Here is a 13,678-nt window from a genome sequence, read left to right as displayed (position 1 = left end):
GTTGTCCCTCAATCCACGATGTGCGTGCGGTAGGTCAGTTCGACCCTACGTGCTTCGTCGCACGGCGGGACCACGACGATGTGTGCGACCGCCGTCCACGGCTCGAGTCGCACGTAGTTGCTCGAACCCCAGTGGAACTCGTTGCCGGAGACCTCGTCGTGGACGCTGAACCGGGCGTCGTCGTCGTACCCGAGGGCGGCCATGTCCAGCCTGAGGGTGCCCTCCTGGACACCGTGCGAGTCGAGTGAGACCACCGTGAGGACGCAGTCGCCGGTGGCGGGGTCGAATTTGGAGTAGGCGAGGATCTGGTCGTTGTCCACGTCGTGGAACCGCAGCGTGCGCAGCTGCTGGAGGGCGGGGTGCTCGCGACGGATCCGGTTGAGGGTCCGGAGCCACGGCGCGAGGGACTGGCCCGCCGCCTCGGCGCCGGCGAAGTCCCGGGGTCGGAGCTCGTACTTCTCCGAGTCCAGGTACTCCTCGCTGCCGTCGGCGACGGGCTGCCACTCGAACAGCTCGAAGCCCGAGTACACGCCCCACGCCGGGGACAGCGTGGCCGCGAGCGTCGACCGGATCGCGAACATCGCGGGGCCCCCGCGCTGCAGTGACTCGTGGAGGATGTCCGGGGTGTTGGTGAACATGTTGGGCCGGGCCTCGTCCACGTGCGTCAGCAGCTGCTCGCAGAACTCCACCAGGTCGGACTTGGTGGTCTTCCAGGTGAAGTAGGTGTACGACTGCGAGAAACCCCGCCTGGCCAGACCGAACATGCGGGCGGGACGGGTGAAGGCCTCGGCGAGGAACAGCACGTCCGGTTCGGTGCGCTTGACCTCGGCGATCAGGCGGCTCCAGAAGTCGGCCGGTTTGGTGTGCGGGTTGTCCACCCGGAAGATCCGTACGCCCAGGGAGGTCCACAGCCGCACCACCCGGAGCACCTCGGCGTAGATCCCCTCGGGGTCGAGGTCGAAGTTGACGGGATAGATGTCCTGGTACTTCTTGGGCGGGTTCTCGGCGTAGGCGATGTGGCCGTCGGGCAGCACCGTGAACCACTCGGGGTGCGACTGCGCCCACGGGTGGTCCGGCGCGCACTGCAACGCCAGGTCCAGCGCGATCTCGACACCCCTCGTGGCGGAGTAGTCGACCAGCTCGCGGAAGTCCTCGATGGTGCCGAGTTCCGGGTGCACCGCGTCGTGGCCGCCGTCCGCGGAACCGATCGCCCAGGGCGAGCCGACGTCGCCCGGCTCCGGGGTGAGCGAATTGTTGCGGCCCTTCCGGTTGACCACCCCGATCGGGTGGATGGGCGGCAGGTACACCACGTCGAACCCCATGTCGGCGGCGTGGTCGATGTGGGTGCGCGAGGTGGTGAAGGTGCCGTGGACGGGCCGGCCCTGCTCGTCCCACCCGCCCGTGGAGCGGGGGAAGAACTCGTACCACGAGCTGAACTGGGCCTCGCGCCGGTCGACCCAGACGCGGTGGGTCTGACCGGCGGTCACCAGCTCGCGGACCGGTCCGGCGGCCATCGCGGCCGCGACCTCGTCGGACAGCGCCCGCGAGGTCCGGGTCCGGGCGTCCCCGGTGCCGCGGAGTTCGGTGGCCGCATCCGTCAGGAGCGCTGCCCGGTCGGGGGAGCCCGCTGCGGTCGCCTGTGCGGCGCCGGCGTCGAGGACCCGCGCGCCCACCTCGAACTCGTTGCCCAGGACGTCGGCGCCCTGACCGGCGTCCATCTTCTTGACGATGCCGCTGTTCCACGTGGCGAACGGGTCCGACCAGGCCTCGACGCGGAACGACCACATCCCGGGGGCGTCGGTGGTGAGCAGCGCGTGGACGGTGTCCGCCTCCGCCCCGGGGGACATCGTCGTCCGGGAGGAGGCCCCACCGGGACGGCGGACCACCAGGCTCGCCGACAGCGCGTCGTGGCCCTCCCGCCACACGGTCGCCGAGATCGGCACCACCTCACCCACGACCGACTTGGCGGGGAACCTCCCGCAGGAGACCAGGGGGCGGACCTCGTCGATGGCCAGACGGTCGTTCACGTCGGTGCTCCTCTCGGCTGCGGGCTCCGGGGTGCGGACGCCTCTACGCACACGACGCTATCGAAGCGGGCGTCGATCGGGGAGGGGCGTCGCGCGGGTGTTCACCCGCACGAGCCGTGTTCCTCGCCACCCGGCCACCGCTTAGGGGGTTAGATGGGGTCCGTGAGAACGCCTATCGAGACCGATCCCGACCTCGTCCTGGACCTGACCGACGTCTCGCTCCGGAGGGACGGCCGGACGCTGGTGGGTCCCGTCACCTGGCAGGTCGAGTTGGACGAGCGGTGGGTCGTCCTGGGCCCCAACGGTGCGGGCAAGACCTCGCTGCTCCGGATCGCGTCGGCGCTCGAGTATCCGAGCACGGGTTCGGCGGTGATCCTGGGGGAGCAACTGGGTCGTACCGAGGTCACCGAGCTCCGCAGCCGGGTGGGCCTGTCGTCCGCCGCGGTGGCCGGCCGGATACCCGGCGACGAGGTGGTCAAGGACCTGGTGGTCTCCGCCGGGTACGCCGTGCTGGGCCGGTGGCGGGAGGCCTACGACCAGGCCGACTTCGACCGCGCGGCGGACACGCTGGAGATGATCGGCGGAGAGCACCTGGCCGACCGCACCTGGGGCACCCTCTCGGAGGGTGAGCGCAAGCGGGTGCTGATCGCCCGCGCGATGATGACCGACCCGGAGCTACTCCTGCTCGACGAGCCGGGGGCGGGGCTGGACCTGGGAGGTCGCGAGGATCTGGTCGCCCGTCTGGCGGACATGGCACTGGACCCCGACGCGCCCGCCACCGTCCTGGTGACCCACCACGTGGAGGAGATACCCCCGGGTTTCACCCATGCGATGCTGCTCGCGGAGGGAGGGGTGACGGCCACCGGTCTGATCGACGACGTGATCACCTCGGAGAACCTCAGCGCCGCGTTCGCGCAGTCGATCGTCGTCGACGCGATCGACGGGCGGTTCTTCGCGCGCCGGGCGCGTCGGTCCGGCCGACACCGGCGGCCGTGAACCGCACCGCCGACCCCGTGGCGACCCCGCCCGGGGCCGTCCCCGTCCGTGAGGCCGCCACGGTTGCATTGGTCCGCGACGCGCGCGTCGGCGGTGGGCTCGAGGTGTTCCTCCAGCACCGCGTGGCCACCATGCAGTTCGCCGCCGGGATGTCTGTCTTCCCCGGGGGCGGCGTCGAGCCGCGGGACTACGGCGGCACCCGGCCCTGGAATGGGCCGGACCCGCACTGGTGGGCCGAGGCTTTCGGAATCGGGGAGGAGCGCGCCGCCGCCGCCGTCCGGGGGGTGGTGCGTGAACTCTTCGAGGAGACCGGCGTGTTGTTGGCCGAACCCGAGCCCGAACCCGAACCCGAGCCCGGGCCCGACTCCGCCGCGACCGGGCCCGACTCGGCCGCGACCGGGCTGGCGAACCCCGGGGATCGACCCGGCCCCCGGGAGCGTCGCGCGCTCGACGCGGGGGAGGGCGACCTGGACTCCCTGCTGGCGGCGCACCGGTTGGTCCTGTCCGCGCACCTCCTGCGTCCGTGGGACCGGTGGACCACGCCGCCCGGGCCCCCCCGTCGGTACGACACCCTGTTCTTCGTGGCCGCGGTGCCTCCGGGGGCCGAGCCGGACGGCGTCACGAGCGAGGCCCGCGCGGTGGGTTGGATGCGCGCCGACGACGCCGCCACCGCGGGGACCCTGGGGCGGCTGGGCATGCTCCGGCCGACCCTCGATGTGCTCGCCGACCTCGCGACGGCGACGGACGTCGCCGAACTCCTCGCCACCGTCCGGTCCATCGCGCCGGGCGGCAACTAGGTGGTGGGGCGGTGACCCCGGAGGACCTCGACTTCCTGCTCACCGACGCCGGCCGGGACCTGCTCGCGCTTGCCGCCGGGTTGGACTGGTCCCGCGGGCGGATGGTCGCCTCGACCGCCGCCGTGCGGCGCGTCGACCCCGGGCACGCCGCCGCGGCGATCGACGTCGTGACCGCACGTCGGCGAGCCGACGGGCGGGTCCGGGGGGCCGACCGGATGCTGCTGACGGACGAGGCGGTGCAACAGGCCACCGCCTGGCCGGTCGCCGCGCTCAGGGCCGGGCGACTGGCGGGCCGGGACGTCCACGACGTCACCTGCTCGGTGGGGGCCGAACTGGCCGAACTGGTGCGGACCGCGGACTGGGTCGTCGGCTCCGATCTCGACCGGGTACGGGCCCGGATGGCCGCACACAACGTGCCCGGCGCGCTGGTGTGCGTGGCGGACGCCCTCGCGCCACCCAGCCGGGACACCGTGCTGCTCGCCGACCCCGCCCGACGGTCCGGGGGCCGACGGATCCACGACCCCGCTCAGCTCAGCCCTCCGCTGCCGGACCTCCTGGCCGTGGCCCGCGACCGGGACCACGTGATCAAGTGCGCTCCCGGTCTGGACACCTCCGTGCTCGACCATTCCGGGGAGGTCCAACTGGTCTCCCTGGACGGGTCGGTGCGCGAGGCGTGTCTGTGGTCGCCGGGCCTGTCCGCGGGGGTGCGGCGCCGCGCGACCGTCGTCCGTACCACCGGGGCGGGGGCGCCCCCGCCGTGGGGGCCACCCCGACTGGTCACCGGAGGCCTGGCCGTCCACGTGGAGGAGGTGACGGACGGCGACGACGACGAGGTCGACGCCCACGGCGAGGCGGACCGGTTCATCGTCGATCCGGACGGGGCCGTCGTCCGCGCCGGCCTGGTGCGCCACTGGGCCCGCCGTCACGGGCTCCGTCAACTCGACCCACGGATCGCCCACCTGACCGGACCACGGATCCCGGGCGGGTACACGGGGTTCGAGGTGCTGGAGCGGTGCAGACTCGACCGCAAGGAACTGCGGAAGGCCCTGAGACGGCGGGACTGCGGTTCCCTGGAGATCCTGGTCCGCGGGGTGGACACGGACCCGGACGTGCTGCGCCGCTCACTGGCGCCGGGAGGCTCCCGGCCGCTCGCGTTGGTGGTCACCAGGATCGACAGATCGGCGGTGGTGTTCGTGTGCGGGCCGCGGACCGAACAGCCCGACGGAGTTCACTCGTAGACGTAGACCGCGCCCACCGCGGTGGTGAGCGCGATGCGGCCGTCGTCGTCCACGCTCAGGCCGGAGACGGGACCCCGTGCGGCCGGGACCGCGATCTCGTGGAGGGTGCTGCCGTCCGCACCGTCCAGCAGGAGCAGCCCGATGCCCGGCTCGTCGTCGGTCCCACCCGACCGGACCGCGACCAGCACCCGGCCGTCCCCGGTGGCGGCCGGGTTGGTGAGCTGACGCAGGTCGTCGCGCCGCCACACCTCGCGGCCCTCGCCGTCCTCCCCGCGGACGGCCACCACGGGCGCCGGGCCGGCGTCGGCGTCGTGGTCGTCGTCCGGCCCCCTCCACACGGTGGTGGTGCGACCGCCGGTGACCACCGTGCCGTCGGGGAGCAGGGCGGGCGGTGTGTCTGGCCGGTACCCGATGGGGGACGACCACACGGGGGACCCGTCCGCGGTGGAGTAGGCGGTCAGGGTGCCGTCACCGGAGTGCACGTAGACCTCGTCCCGGCCATCCGACAGGACCACCGGCACCCCGAGGCGTCCCTCGGGAAGACCGGTACGCCACGCGACCTCCAGACGCCCTGCCTCGTCCGCGGTGAACCGCACGGCGACCAGCTCGGGTGCCGGTTCCCCCGGCGTCCAGGTGGTGAGATAGGCGGTCCCGGTCCCCGTGTCGACCGCCGCGGGGCCCGGTGCGGGGCACCCGCGTTCGCCGATACCGCACCACGGTGACCCGAACCCGGGACCGGACGGCGCGATCTCGCCGGCGGCCGGCAACTCGGAGGAGACGTCCAGACCGGTCTGGGTGTTGATCACGCGGACGATCCCCAGGTGGGAGATCACCAGCAGATGGCGGTTGTCGAGCAGCGTGATGGTGGTGGGGATTCCCCGGGTCCCGGCGAACCACCGGTTCTCACCCTCCGCGGACACCGCGCCCACCCCGCCGTACATGGGCACGAACAGCGACCCGCGCCCGTCGACGGTCGCCGTGATCCGCGGTCCGTCCGTCGGCAGGCGCAGACACCACCGCTTGCGCCCGTCGTCCGCGGTCAGGGCGAAGAGATTGCACCCCCGCTCGGAGACGGTGGCCTGGAAGAACGTGCCGATCCCGTCGGAACCCGCCACCCCGGTCGCGGGCGCGCCCAGTGGCCGTGACCAGACGAGTCCGGGAGACTCGGAGACCGCCGCGTGGGCGCGTCCGGAGTTCGGGGGTCCTCCGGTGACGGACGACCAGCTCGCGGCCTGCCCGAGGCGGGCGCCGCCACTCTCGGTGGCGGACGCGCACCCCGCGGCGAGCCCGACCGCGATCGCACCGACCGCCAGAGCCCGCGCGGTGGGTGCGGTCCGCCGCGGAATCGATGCCGGTGCCACCAAGAGTCCCCTTCACGTCAGATCGTCAGGACAGAGAGTAGTCCGACCGCCGGCGCACGGTCCGTCGGACGCACCGGCGGACCCGCGCGACGGGCCCGGGTGGTCGGGGGACAGGGGGGATCGGGGCGTAATCCCCGGGCGCGTGACGGCCCCCGCGGTTACCGTGACCGTGACCACCCGCGACCAGTTCGACATTTCACGAGAGGCGGACCATCCGCGATGACAGCCAGCTCAGGACTCGACACCGCTCTCACCCCGCTGAGCTTCCTGGAGAAGGCCGCCCGTGTGGTCCCCGAGGCGACCGCGGTGGTGGACGGCCCCCGACGCCAGAGCTACGCGGATTTCGCCGATCGCGCCACGAGGCTGGCCTCACTCCTGCGGATGCGCGGGGTCGCCCGGGGCGACCGCGTCGGGGTTCTCGCCCCCAACTCCGCCGAGGCGCTGCTCGCACAGTTCGCGGTCCCGCTGGCCGGCGGGGCGGTGGTGGCCCTCAACACCCGCCTCGCGGCCCCGGAGGTCTCGTACATCGCCGAGCACGCCGGGATCTCGGTGCTCATCGCCGACGCCGGTCTCCTGGCCGGGCTGGGGGACGAGGTCCCGGAGTCGATCAGCCTGATCCTGGTGACCCCCGACGCCGACGGCACCCAACCGGATCCGACCCGCTTCGGCCCCCGCGCCGAGGCGCTGGAGGAGGGCCTCGCACTGGCCTCCCCGCAGCCGGTGTCGTGGACGGTGGAGGACGAGGACGCCGTGATCGCCGTCAACTACACCTCGGGCACGACCGGGCGCCCGAAGGGCGTCATGTACACCCACCGCGGGGCCTACCTCAACGCGCTCGGGGAGATCATCACCCAGGGTCTGGACGCGAACTCGCGCTACCTGTGGACGCTCCCGATGTTCCACTGCAACGGGTGGTGCACGACGTGGGCCCTGACCGGCGCGACGGGCACCCACGTGTGTCTGCGCGCCGTCCGGGGCGATGAGATCTGGAGACTGTTCGACGACGAGGGGATCAACCGCCTCGCCGGCGCCCCGGCCGTGTTGAGCACGATCGCCGACGACCCGGCGGCCCGGCCGGTGACGGGGATCCGCATGGTCACCGCCGGAGCCCCGCCCTCGCCCACGATCCTGCGCCGCTTCGAGGACCTGGGCATCGACGTGACGCAGGTGTACGGGCTCACCGAGACCTACGGGCCGTTCACGGTGTGCACCCCCCAGCCCCATTGGACGGACCTGGACCCGGACGAGCGTGCGGGCCTGAAGTCCCGGCAGGGCGTGGCCATGATCCACGCCGACACGGTCCGGGTGGTCGAGCGGACCAGCCCCGGCGAGAAGCACCTCGTGGACGTCCCGGCCGACGGTGTGACGATGGGCGAGGTCGTCATGACCGGCAACGGCGTGATGAAGGGGTACTTCGCCGACCCCGAGGCCACGGCGACCGCGTTCGCCGGTGGCTGGTTCCACTCGGGTGACCTCGGCGTGATGCACCCGGACGGGTACGTGCAGTTGCTCGACCGTGCGAAGGACGTGGTGGTCTCGGGCGGCGAGAACATCTCCACGATCGAGGTCGAACAGGCGATCGCGGCGCATCCCGACGTGGTGGACTGCGCGGTGGTCTCGATGCCCGACGAGAAGTGGGGTGAGCGTCCGAAGGCGTACGTCGTGGTGAAACCCGGTTCCGACCTCGACGAGGACGGTGTGATCGATCACTGCCGGACCAGGATCGCCCGGTACAAGGTGCCCGGTGCGGTGGAGCTCACCGAGGCCCTGCCGCGCACCTCGACCGGTAAGGTCCGCAAGAACGAACTCCGCGACGCGGCGTGGTCGGGGTGGGACAAGCGCATCAACTGACGGCCCCGCTCCTGCAGGGTGGGCCCGGGTGACGTTATTGTTGTCCCCAGGACCACAATCCGGTGCGCCCGGCCAGTTCGGATCGCACCCAGCCCCGACTCGCAGGAGGTCGACGCAGGCCCATGACGAACATCGTCGTACTGATCAAGCAGGTTCCGGACACCTACTCGGAGCGCAAGCTCTCCGATGGGGACTTCACCCTGGACCGCGAGGCCGCGGACGCGGTTCTCGATGAGATCAATGAGAAGGCCGTTGAGCAGGCTCTCCAGATCAAGGAGGCCGAGGGTGGAGAGGTGACCGTCCTGACCGCCGGTCCCGACCGCGCCACCGAGGCGATCCGCAAGGCGCTGTCGATGGGCGCCGACAAGGCCGTCCACCTCAACGACGAGGCGCTCCACGGCTCGGACGTGGTCCAGACCGCGTGGGCGATCGCCAACGTGCTGGGCACCATCGAGGGCACCGAGCTGGTCATCTGTGGCAACGAGGCCACCGACGGCCGCATGGGCAGCGTCCCGGCGATCATCGCCGAGTACCTGGGCCTGCCGCAGGTCACCCACATGCGCACCCTCGAGGTCTCCGGAGGGACCATTAAGGGCGAGCGGGAGACCGACGAGGGCATCTTCGAGATCGAGGCGTCACTGCCCTGCGTCGTGTCGGTCGGCGAGAAGATCAACGAGCCGCGGTTCCCCTCCTTCAAGGGCATCATGGCCGCCAAGAAGAAGCCGGTCGAGGTCCTGACGCTGGCCGACACCAACGTCGAGGCCGGCCAGGTGGGCAAGGACAACGCGGCGACCACCGTCACGTCGTCCGTCCCCAAGCCGCCGCGCAGCGCCGGTGAGAAGTTCACCGACGAGGGCGAGGGCGGCAACGAGGTCGCCAAGTACCTCGTCGCGCAGAAGCTCATCTGATCGCGCTCACCCCGACCGACTCCCACCAGTCTTTTTCAAGGAGAATCCACCATGGCTGAAGTCCTCGTCGCGGTCGAGCACGTCGACGGCGAACTCAAGAAGGTCACCCTCGAGCTGTTGACCGCCGCACGCGCGCTCGGTGAGCCGTCCGCCGTCGTGTTCGGTGAGACCGGCACCGCCGCTGCGCTCACCGACGCCCTCAAGGAGGCCGGCGCCGAGAAGATCTACGTGGCCGAGGGTGACGCGGTGCAGAACTACCTCGTCACGCCCAAGGTCGACGTCCTCGCCGGGCTCGCCGAGCAGGGCGCGGCGGCGATCGTCCTGGCCGCCACGTTCGAGGGCAAGGAGGTGGCGGGTCGCCTCGCGGCCCGTACCGGTTCCGGCACCCTGTGTGACGTCGTCGAGATCAAGTCCGACGGGTCCGCGGTCCACTCGATCTTCGGTGGCGCCTTCACCGTCGAGGCGACCGTCGCCGGCGACACGCCCATCTACACCCTGCGCCCGGGCGCCGTCGAGGCGTCGCCGTCCGCCGGTGCCGGAGAGGTCGTCGAGGTCGACGTCCCCGAGCCCGAGAACGCCGCCAAGGTCATCTCCCGCAACCCGATCGTCGGTGGCGACCGTCCCGAGCTCACCGAGGCGACCGTCGTCGTCGCCGGTGGTCGTGGCGTGGGTTCGGCGGAGAAGTTCGAAGAGGTCGTCGAGCCGCTGGCCGACTCGCTCAAGGGTGCGGTCGGTGCCTCGCGTGCCGCCGTCGACTCGGGGTACTACCCGGGTCAGTTCCAGGTGGGTCAGACCGGCAAGACCGTGTCGCCGCAGCTGTACATCGCCCTCGGGATCTCGGGCGCCATCCAGCACCGTGCCGGAATGCAGACGTCCAAGACGATCGTCGCCGTGAACAAGGACGAGGAGGCCCCGATCTTCGAGATCGCGGACTACGGCGTCGTCGGCGATCTGTTCAACGTCGCCCCGCAGCTCACCGAGGCCATCAACGCCCGTAAGTGAGTTCGGCGCGACAGCGTCCAGCAGTACCGACCGGACCCCGGCACCCCTGCGGTGCCGGGGTCCGGCGCGTTCGGGCGTATTCTTGCCGACGTCATGCTCACGATCCGCACCGCGCACTATCTCGACCACGCCGCGACCACCCCGATGCGTCCGTCGGCCCTGGCCGCCTACGCCGAGGCGGCCGCCACCGTCGGTAACGCCTCGTCCCTCCACGGAGCCGGCCGCCGCGCCCGTCGCCGGGTGGAGGAGGCCCGCGAATCGCTCGCCGCGCATCTCGGGTGCAGGCCGTCCGAGGTCGTGTTCACCTCCGGCGGGACCGAGTCCGACAACCTCGCGGTGTTGGGCCAGGCGGCCGCCTCGGGCGGTGACGTCGTGGCCGTGGGGGCGACCGAGCACCATTCGGTCCTCGACTCGGCGACCCACCTGGCCACCGCGCGCGGTGGAGGCGTGGACGTCCGCGTCCTGCCCGTGGACCGGCGTGGGGCCGTTGCTCCCGACTCGGTCCGGCGCCTGGCGGACGAGGTGGGGCCACGGCTGGCCCTCGTCGCCGCCATGTTGGGCAACAACGAGATCGGCACCCTGACCGATGTCGCCGGGGTGGCCGCCGCAGCCAGGGCCGTCGGCGCGGCGGTCCACACCGACGCCGTCCAGGCCGTCGGCCACGTCCCGGTGGACTTCGGCGCGCTCGGGGTCACGTCGATGAGCCTGTCCGCCCACAAGTTCGGCGGGCCGCTCGGCGTCGGGGCGTTGATCATCGACCGCGGCGCGGAGTGTCTCCCGGTCGGTTTCGGCGGTGGTCAGGAGCGCGATCTCAGGTCGGGGTCGGTCGACGTCCCGGGGGTCGTCGCGATGGCCGCGGCCCTCGACGAGGCGGTCCGTGACATGGACGCCGAGGCGGTCCGACTGGGGCGCCTGCGGGACCGGTTGGTCGCGGGGGTCCTCGCCCGGGTTCCCGACGCCATCGCCAACGGCGGTGGCGAGCGCTTGCCGGGGATCGCCAACCTCACCTTCCCGGGATGCTCCGGGGAGTCGCTCATCCTGCTGCTCGATGCCGCGGGAATCGAGTGCTCCACCGGGTCCGCGTGCACCGCGGGGGTGGCCGAGCCCAGCCACGTGCTGCTGGCGTTGGGCGCCGGTGAGGCGGCAGCGAGGAGCAGTCTGAGACTGAGCCTGGGTCACACCACGACCGAGGACGACGTGGACGCGGCGATCGCCGCCCTCGCCCCCGCCGCCGAGAGGGCCCGGGTCGCGGGCCTCGGGTTGATCGGGTCCGGGGTGACGGCGTCGTGAGGGTCCTCGCCGCGATGAGCGGGGGGGTCGACTCCGCCGTCGCCGCTGCTCGCGCCGTGGCCGCCGGGCACGAGGTGGTGGGTGTGCACCTGGCCCTCAGCGCGGACCCGGCGACCCTGCGGACGGGCTCCCGTGGCTGCTGTTCGCGCGAGGACGCCGGAGACGCCCGCCGGGTGGCCGATCTGCTGGGGATCCCGTTCTACGTCTGGGACTTCGCCGACCGGTTCAGGGCGGACGTGATCGACGACTTCGTCGAGTCCTACTCCCGCGGGGAGACCCCCAATCCGTGTCTGCGCTGCAACGAGCGGATCAAGTTCGAGGCCCTCCTCGACCGCGGGATGGCGCTCGGGTTCGACGCGGTGGCCACCGGTCACTACGCCCGGTTGTCCCACGAGGAGACCGGCGCCGGGCACCGACGCGCCGTCCTGCGCCGGGCGGTCGATCCCGACAAGGACCAGTCCTATGTCCTCGGGGTGCTCACCCCGCAGCAGCTCGCGCACTCGATGTTCCCGCTGGGGGATTCCCACAAATCCGAGGTCCGTGCCGAGGCCGAGGCGTCCGGACTGCCCGTCGCGTCCAAGCCTGACAGCCACGACATCTGCTTCATCCCCTCCGGGGACACCCGTGCGTTCCTCGGCGCGCGGATCGGTCTGCGTCCCGGTGCGGTGGTCGACGCCGACACCGGTGACGAACTGGGTCGGCACGAGGGCGTGTACGGGTTCACGATCGGCCAGCGAAAGGGACTGGGTCTGCCGGGTCCGGCGGCCGACGGTCGCCCCAGGTATGTCACGTCGATCGACGCCGGCACGGGAACGGTGACCGTCGGGGGATCGGATCACCTGCTGTCCCGGGGGATGACCGCGACCTCGCCCTACTGGTTGGTGGACGACGACATCCGCGAGACCGCGTGTCACGTGCAGATCCGTGCCCACGGTGAGGCGACACCGGGACATGTGAGACGGCTGGGGGACGGGCCGGACGCCCGGTTGGAGATCTCCCTCGACGAGCCCGTGCGCGGCGTCGCACCCGGTCAGGCGGCCGTGCTCTACCGGCCCGAGCCCGCAGGCGACCGCGTGCTGGGAAGCGGCACGATCACCGCGTCTGTCCCGGTCGCGGGCACCTCGTGACCGCGGTCGAGCCGGGTCACACCGGCCCCGGCCCGATGCGCGGGGTGGACCCTCGGGAGGCCGCGCGGGTCGTGCTGGGTGAATGTCACGGGATGCCGTTCCTGCCAGAATTGTCGGACCGGGGCCTCGGCGCGGATCAGGTGGGCAGGACCATCGCCATGCTCGCGGACCTCCCGGTCGACGTCTCCCCCCGGGGTTGGCGTCTCGCGGGCTCGCCGGGGCGCCACGCACGCACGGCCGCCGACCTGCTCGACCGTGACCTCGATGCCCTGGAGGAGGCCGACGAGGCGGTCCGGGATCCCGAGGTCGACCGGGCCGCGGCGGATCGGCGTCTCGTGGTGCGGGCTCTGGGCCCCTGGTCGCTCGCCGCGCACCTCGAGTTGCCCGCCGGGTTGCCGGTCCTGACCGATCGTGGGGCCCGCAGGGATCTCGCGGAGGCTCTGGCCGAAGGCGTGGCCGCCCGCGTCACCCGGCTGGCGGGGCGACTGGGCGTCGGCGCGAGGGTCGTGCTCGACGAGCCGATGCTCTGGCACGTCGCGGCCGGCACGGTGGCCGGACCCAGCCGTTTCGACCCGATCGCGGCCGTGCCGGAGGATCGGCTGTCGCTGTCACTGTGCCGCTTCGCCGACGTCCTGCGCCGCAACGGGGTGGCCGAGGTGATCCTCCGCCTCCCCGCCGGTGCCGGAGCCGAGGCTCCGGCGAGGTGGTCCTCGGTCGCTGAGGCCCCGGACGGTGAAGTGCCCCTCGACGGGCTCTGCGTCCCGGCCGGACTCCTCCACTCGGGTACCTCCCATTCCGCGCTCGACGCCGCCGGCACGGTCCTCGGCGGAGGGCGGATCCTCCAACTCGAGGGATTGCCGGGATCTCCGCGGCCGCCCCGTTCCGGCCCGGAGGTGGAACGCGATGTGTCCGCGATCCTGGCGCTGCTCGAGCGCCTCAGCGCGCCCCGATACACCGGTCTGGGGCAGCTGGTACTCACCCCGGCCGTGGACGACATGACCTCGGGCCGCTTCACCCCGGTGGAGGCACTGGCGTCGGTTCGTCGGGTGGCCGAGGCCGCTCCGCGACTGGCCGAGTAACC

General features: G+C 72.3%; 11 protein-coding genes. 9 read left to right on the top strand and 2 right to left on the bottom strand.

All coding sequences use genetic code 11. From position 1 onward, the window contains the following. Window positions 1-8: 8 nt before the first annotated feature. Complete coding sequence (locus tag ABIE38_RS05895; protein WP_354054452.1) at window positions 9-2,027, bottom strand: maltotransferase domain-containing protein; 2,019 nt, start codon at window positions 2,025-2,027, stop codon at window positions 9-11. A gap of 153 nt (window positions 2,028-2,180) precedes the next feature. Here ABIE38_RS05895 and ABIE38_RS05890 point away from each other — a divergent pair, with 153 nt between their 5' ends. The 3 genes from ABIE38_RS05890 to ABIE38_RS05880 are packed head-to-tail and all read left to right on the top strand — an operon-like array spanning window position 2,181 to window position 5,058. Then, window positions 2,181-3,023: an ABC transporter ATP-binding protein gene (locus ABIE38_RS05890; RefSeq protein WP_354054451.1), complete on the top strand. Its 843-nt coding sequence runs from the start codon at window positions 2,181-2,183 to the stop codon at window positions 3,021-3,023. Next, the gene (locus tag ABIE38_RS05885; RefSeq protein WP_354054450.1) at window positions 3,020-3,820 is read left to right on the top strand and encodes an NUDIX hydrolase; all 801 of its coding nucleotides are present in this window, start codon (window positions 3,020-3,022) and stop codon (window positions 3,818-3,820) included. The genes ABIE38_RS05890 and ABIE38_RS05885 overlap by 4 nt, the downstream gene beginning before the upstream one ends. A gap of 11 nt (window positions 3,821-3,831) precedes the next feature. Next, window positions 3,832-5,058 (top strand): THUMP-like domain-containing protein, encoded by a 1,227-nt coding sequence (locus ABIE38_RS05880; protein ID WP_354054449.1) that lies wholly within the window; start codon window positions 3,832-3,834, stop codon window positions 5,056-5,058. On the opposite strand, the gene ABIE38_RS05875 is transcribed toward ABIE38_RS05880, so the two are convergent. Beyond that, window positions 5,049-6,419, bottom strand: a complete 1,371-nt coding sequence (locus ABIE38_RS05875) for an outer membrane protein assembly factor BamB family protein (protein WP_354054448.1) — start codon at window positions 6,417-6,419, stop codon at window positions 5,049-5,051. The two genes, ABIE38_RS05880 and ABIE38_RS05875, sit on opposite strands and share 10 nt — an antisense overlap. 219 nt (window positions 6,420-6,638) lie before the next feature. Between ABIE38_RS05875 and ABIE38_RS05870 the strand changes: the two genes are divergently transcribed. From ABIE38_RS05870 to ABIE38_RS05845, 6 genes are all read left to right on the top strand, one after another. Beyond that, window positions 6,639-8,270, top strand: coding sequence for an AMP-binding protein (locus ABIE38_RS05870; RefSeq protein WP_354054447.1), 1,632 nt, complete (start codon window positions 6,639-6,641; stop codon window positions 8,268-8,270). A 122-nt stretch (window positions 8,271-8,392) separates the two neighbouring features. After that, complete coding sequence (locus ABIE38_RS05865; protein ID WP_179525538.1) at window positions 8,393-9,178, top strand: electron transfer flavoprotein subunit beta/FixA family protein; 786 nt, start codon at window positions 8,393-8,395, stop codon at window positions 9,176-9,178. Between the two features lie 51 nt (window positions 9,179-9,229). Continuing rightward, complete coding sequence (locus tag ABIE38_RS05860) at window positions 9,230-10,180, top strand: electron transfer flavoprotein subunit alpha/FixB family protein (RefSeq protein ID WP_354054446.1); 951 nt, start codon at window positions 9,230-9,232, stop codon at window positions 10,178-10,180. Window positions 10,181-10,273: 93 nt separating this feature from the next. Beyond that, window positions 10,274-11,470 carry a cysteine desulfurase family protein gene (locus tag ABIE38_RS05855; RefSeq protein ID WP_354054445.1) on the top strand — a complete coding sequence of 399 codons (1,197 nt, stop codon included), beginning with the start codon at window positions 10,274-10,276 and terminating at the stop codon, window positions 11,468-11,470. Beyond that, the gene (gene mnmA / locus ABIE38_RS05850; protein ID WP_354054444.1) at window positions 11,467-12,597 is read left to right on the top strand and encodes a tRNA 2-thiouridine(34) synthase MnmA; all 1,131 of its coding nucleotides are present in this window, start codon (window positions 11,467-11,469) and stop codon (window positions 12,595-12,597) included. The genes ABIE38_RS05855 and mnmA overlap by 4 nt, the downstream gene beginning before the upstream one ends. Continuing rightward, a complete protein-coding gene (locus ABIE38_RS05845; protein ID WP_354054443.1) occupies window positions 12,594-13,676 on the top strand; it encodes a uroporphyrinogen decarboxylase/cobalamine-independent methonine synthase family protein in 1,083 nt (360 codons plus the stop codon). Before mnmA ends, ABIE38_RS05845 begins: the two co-directional genes overlap by 4 nt. Window positions 13,677-13,678: the final 2 nt, after the last annotated feature.

This window comes from Dietzia sp. 2505, from assembly GCF_040546785.1.
In the GTDB taxonomy this organism is placed as follows: Bacteria; Actinomycetota; Actinomycetes; order Mycobacteriales; family Mycobacteriaceae; genus Dietzia.
The sequence above is the reverse complement of the archived record's forward strand: the minus strand, read 5'-3'. Positions and strand labels throughout refer to the sequence as shown.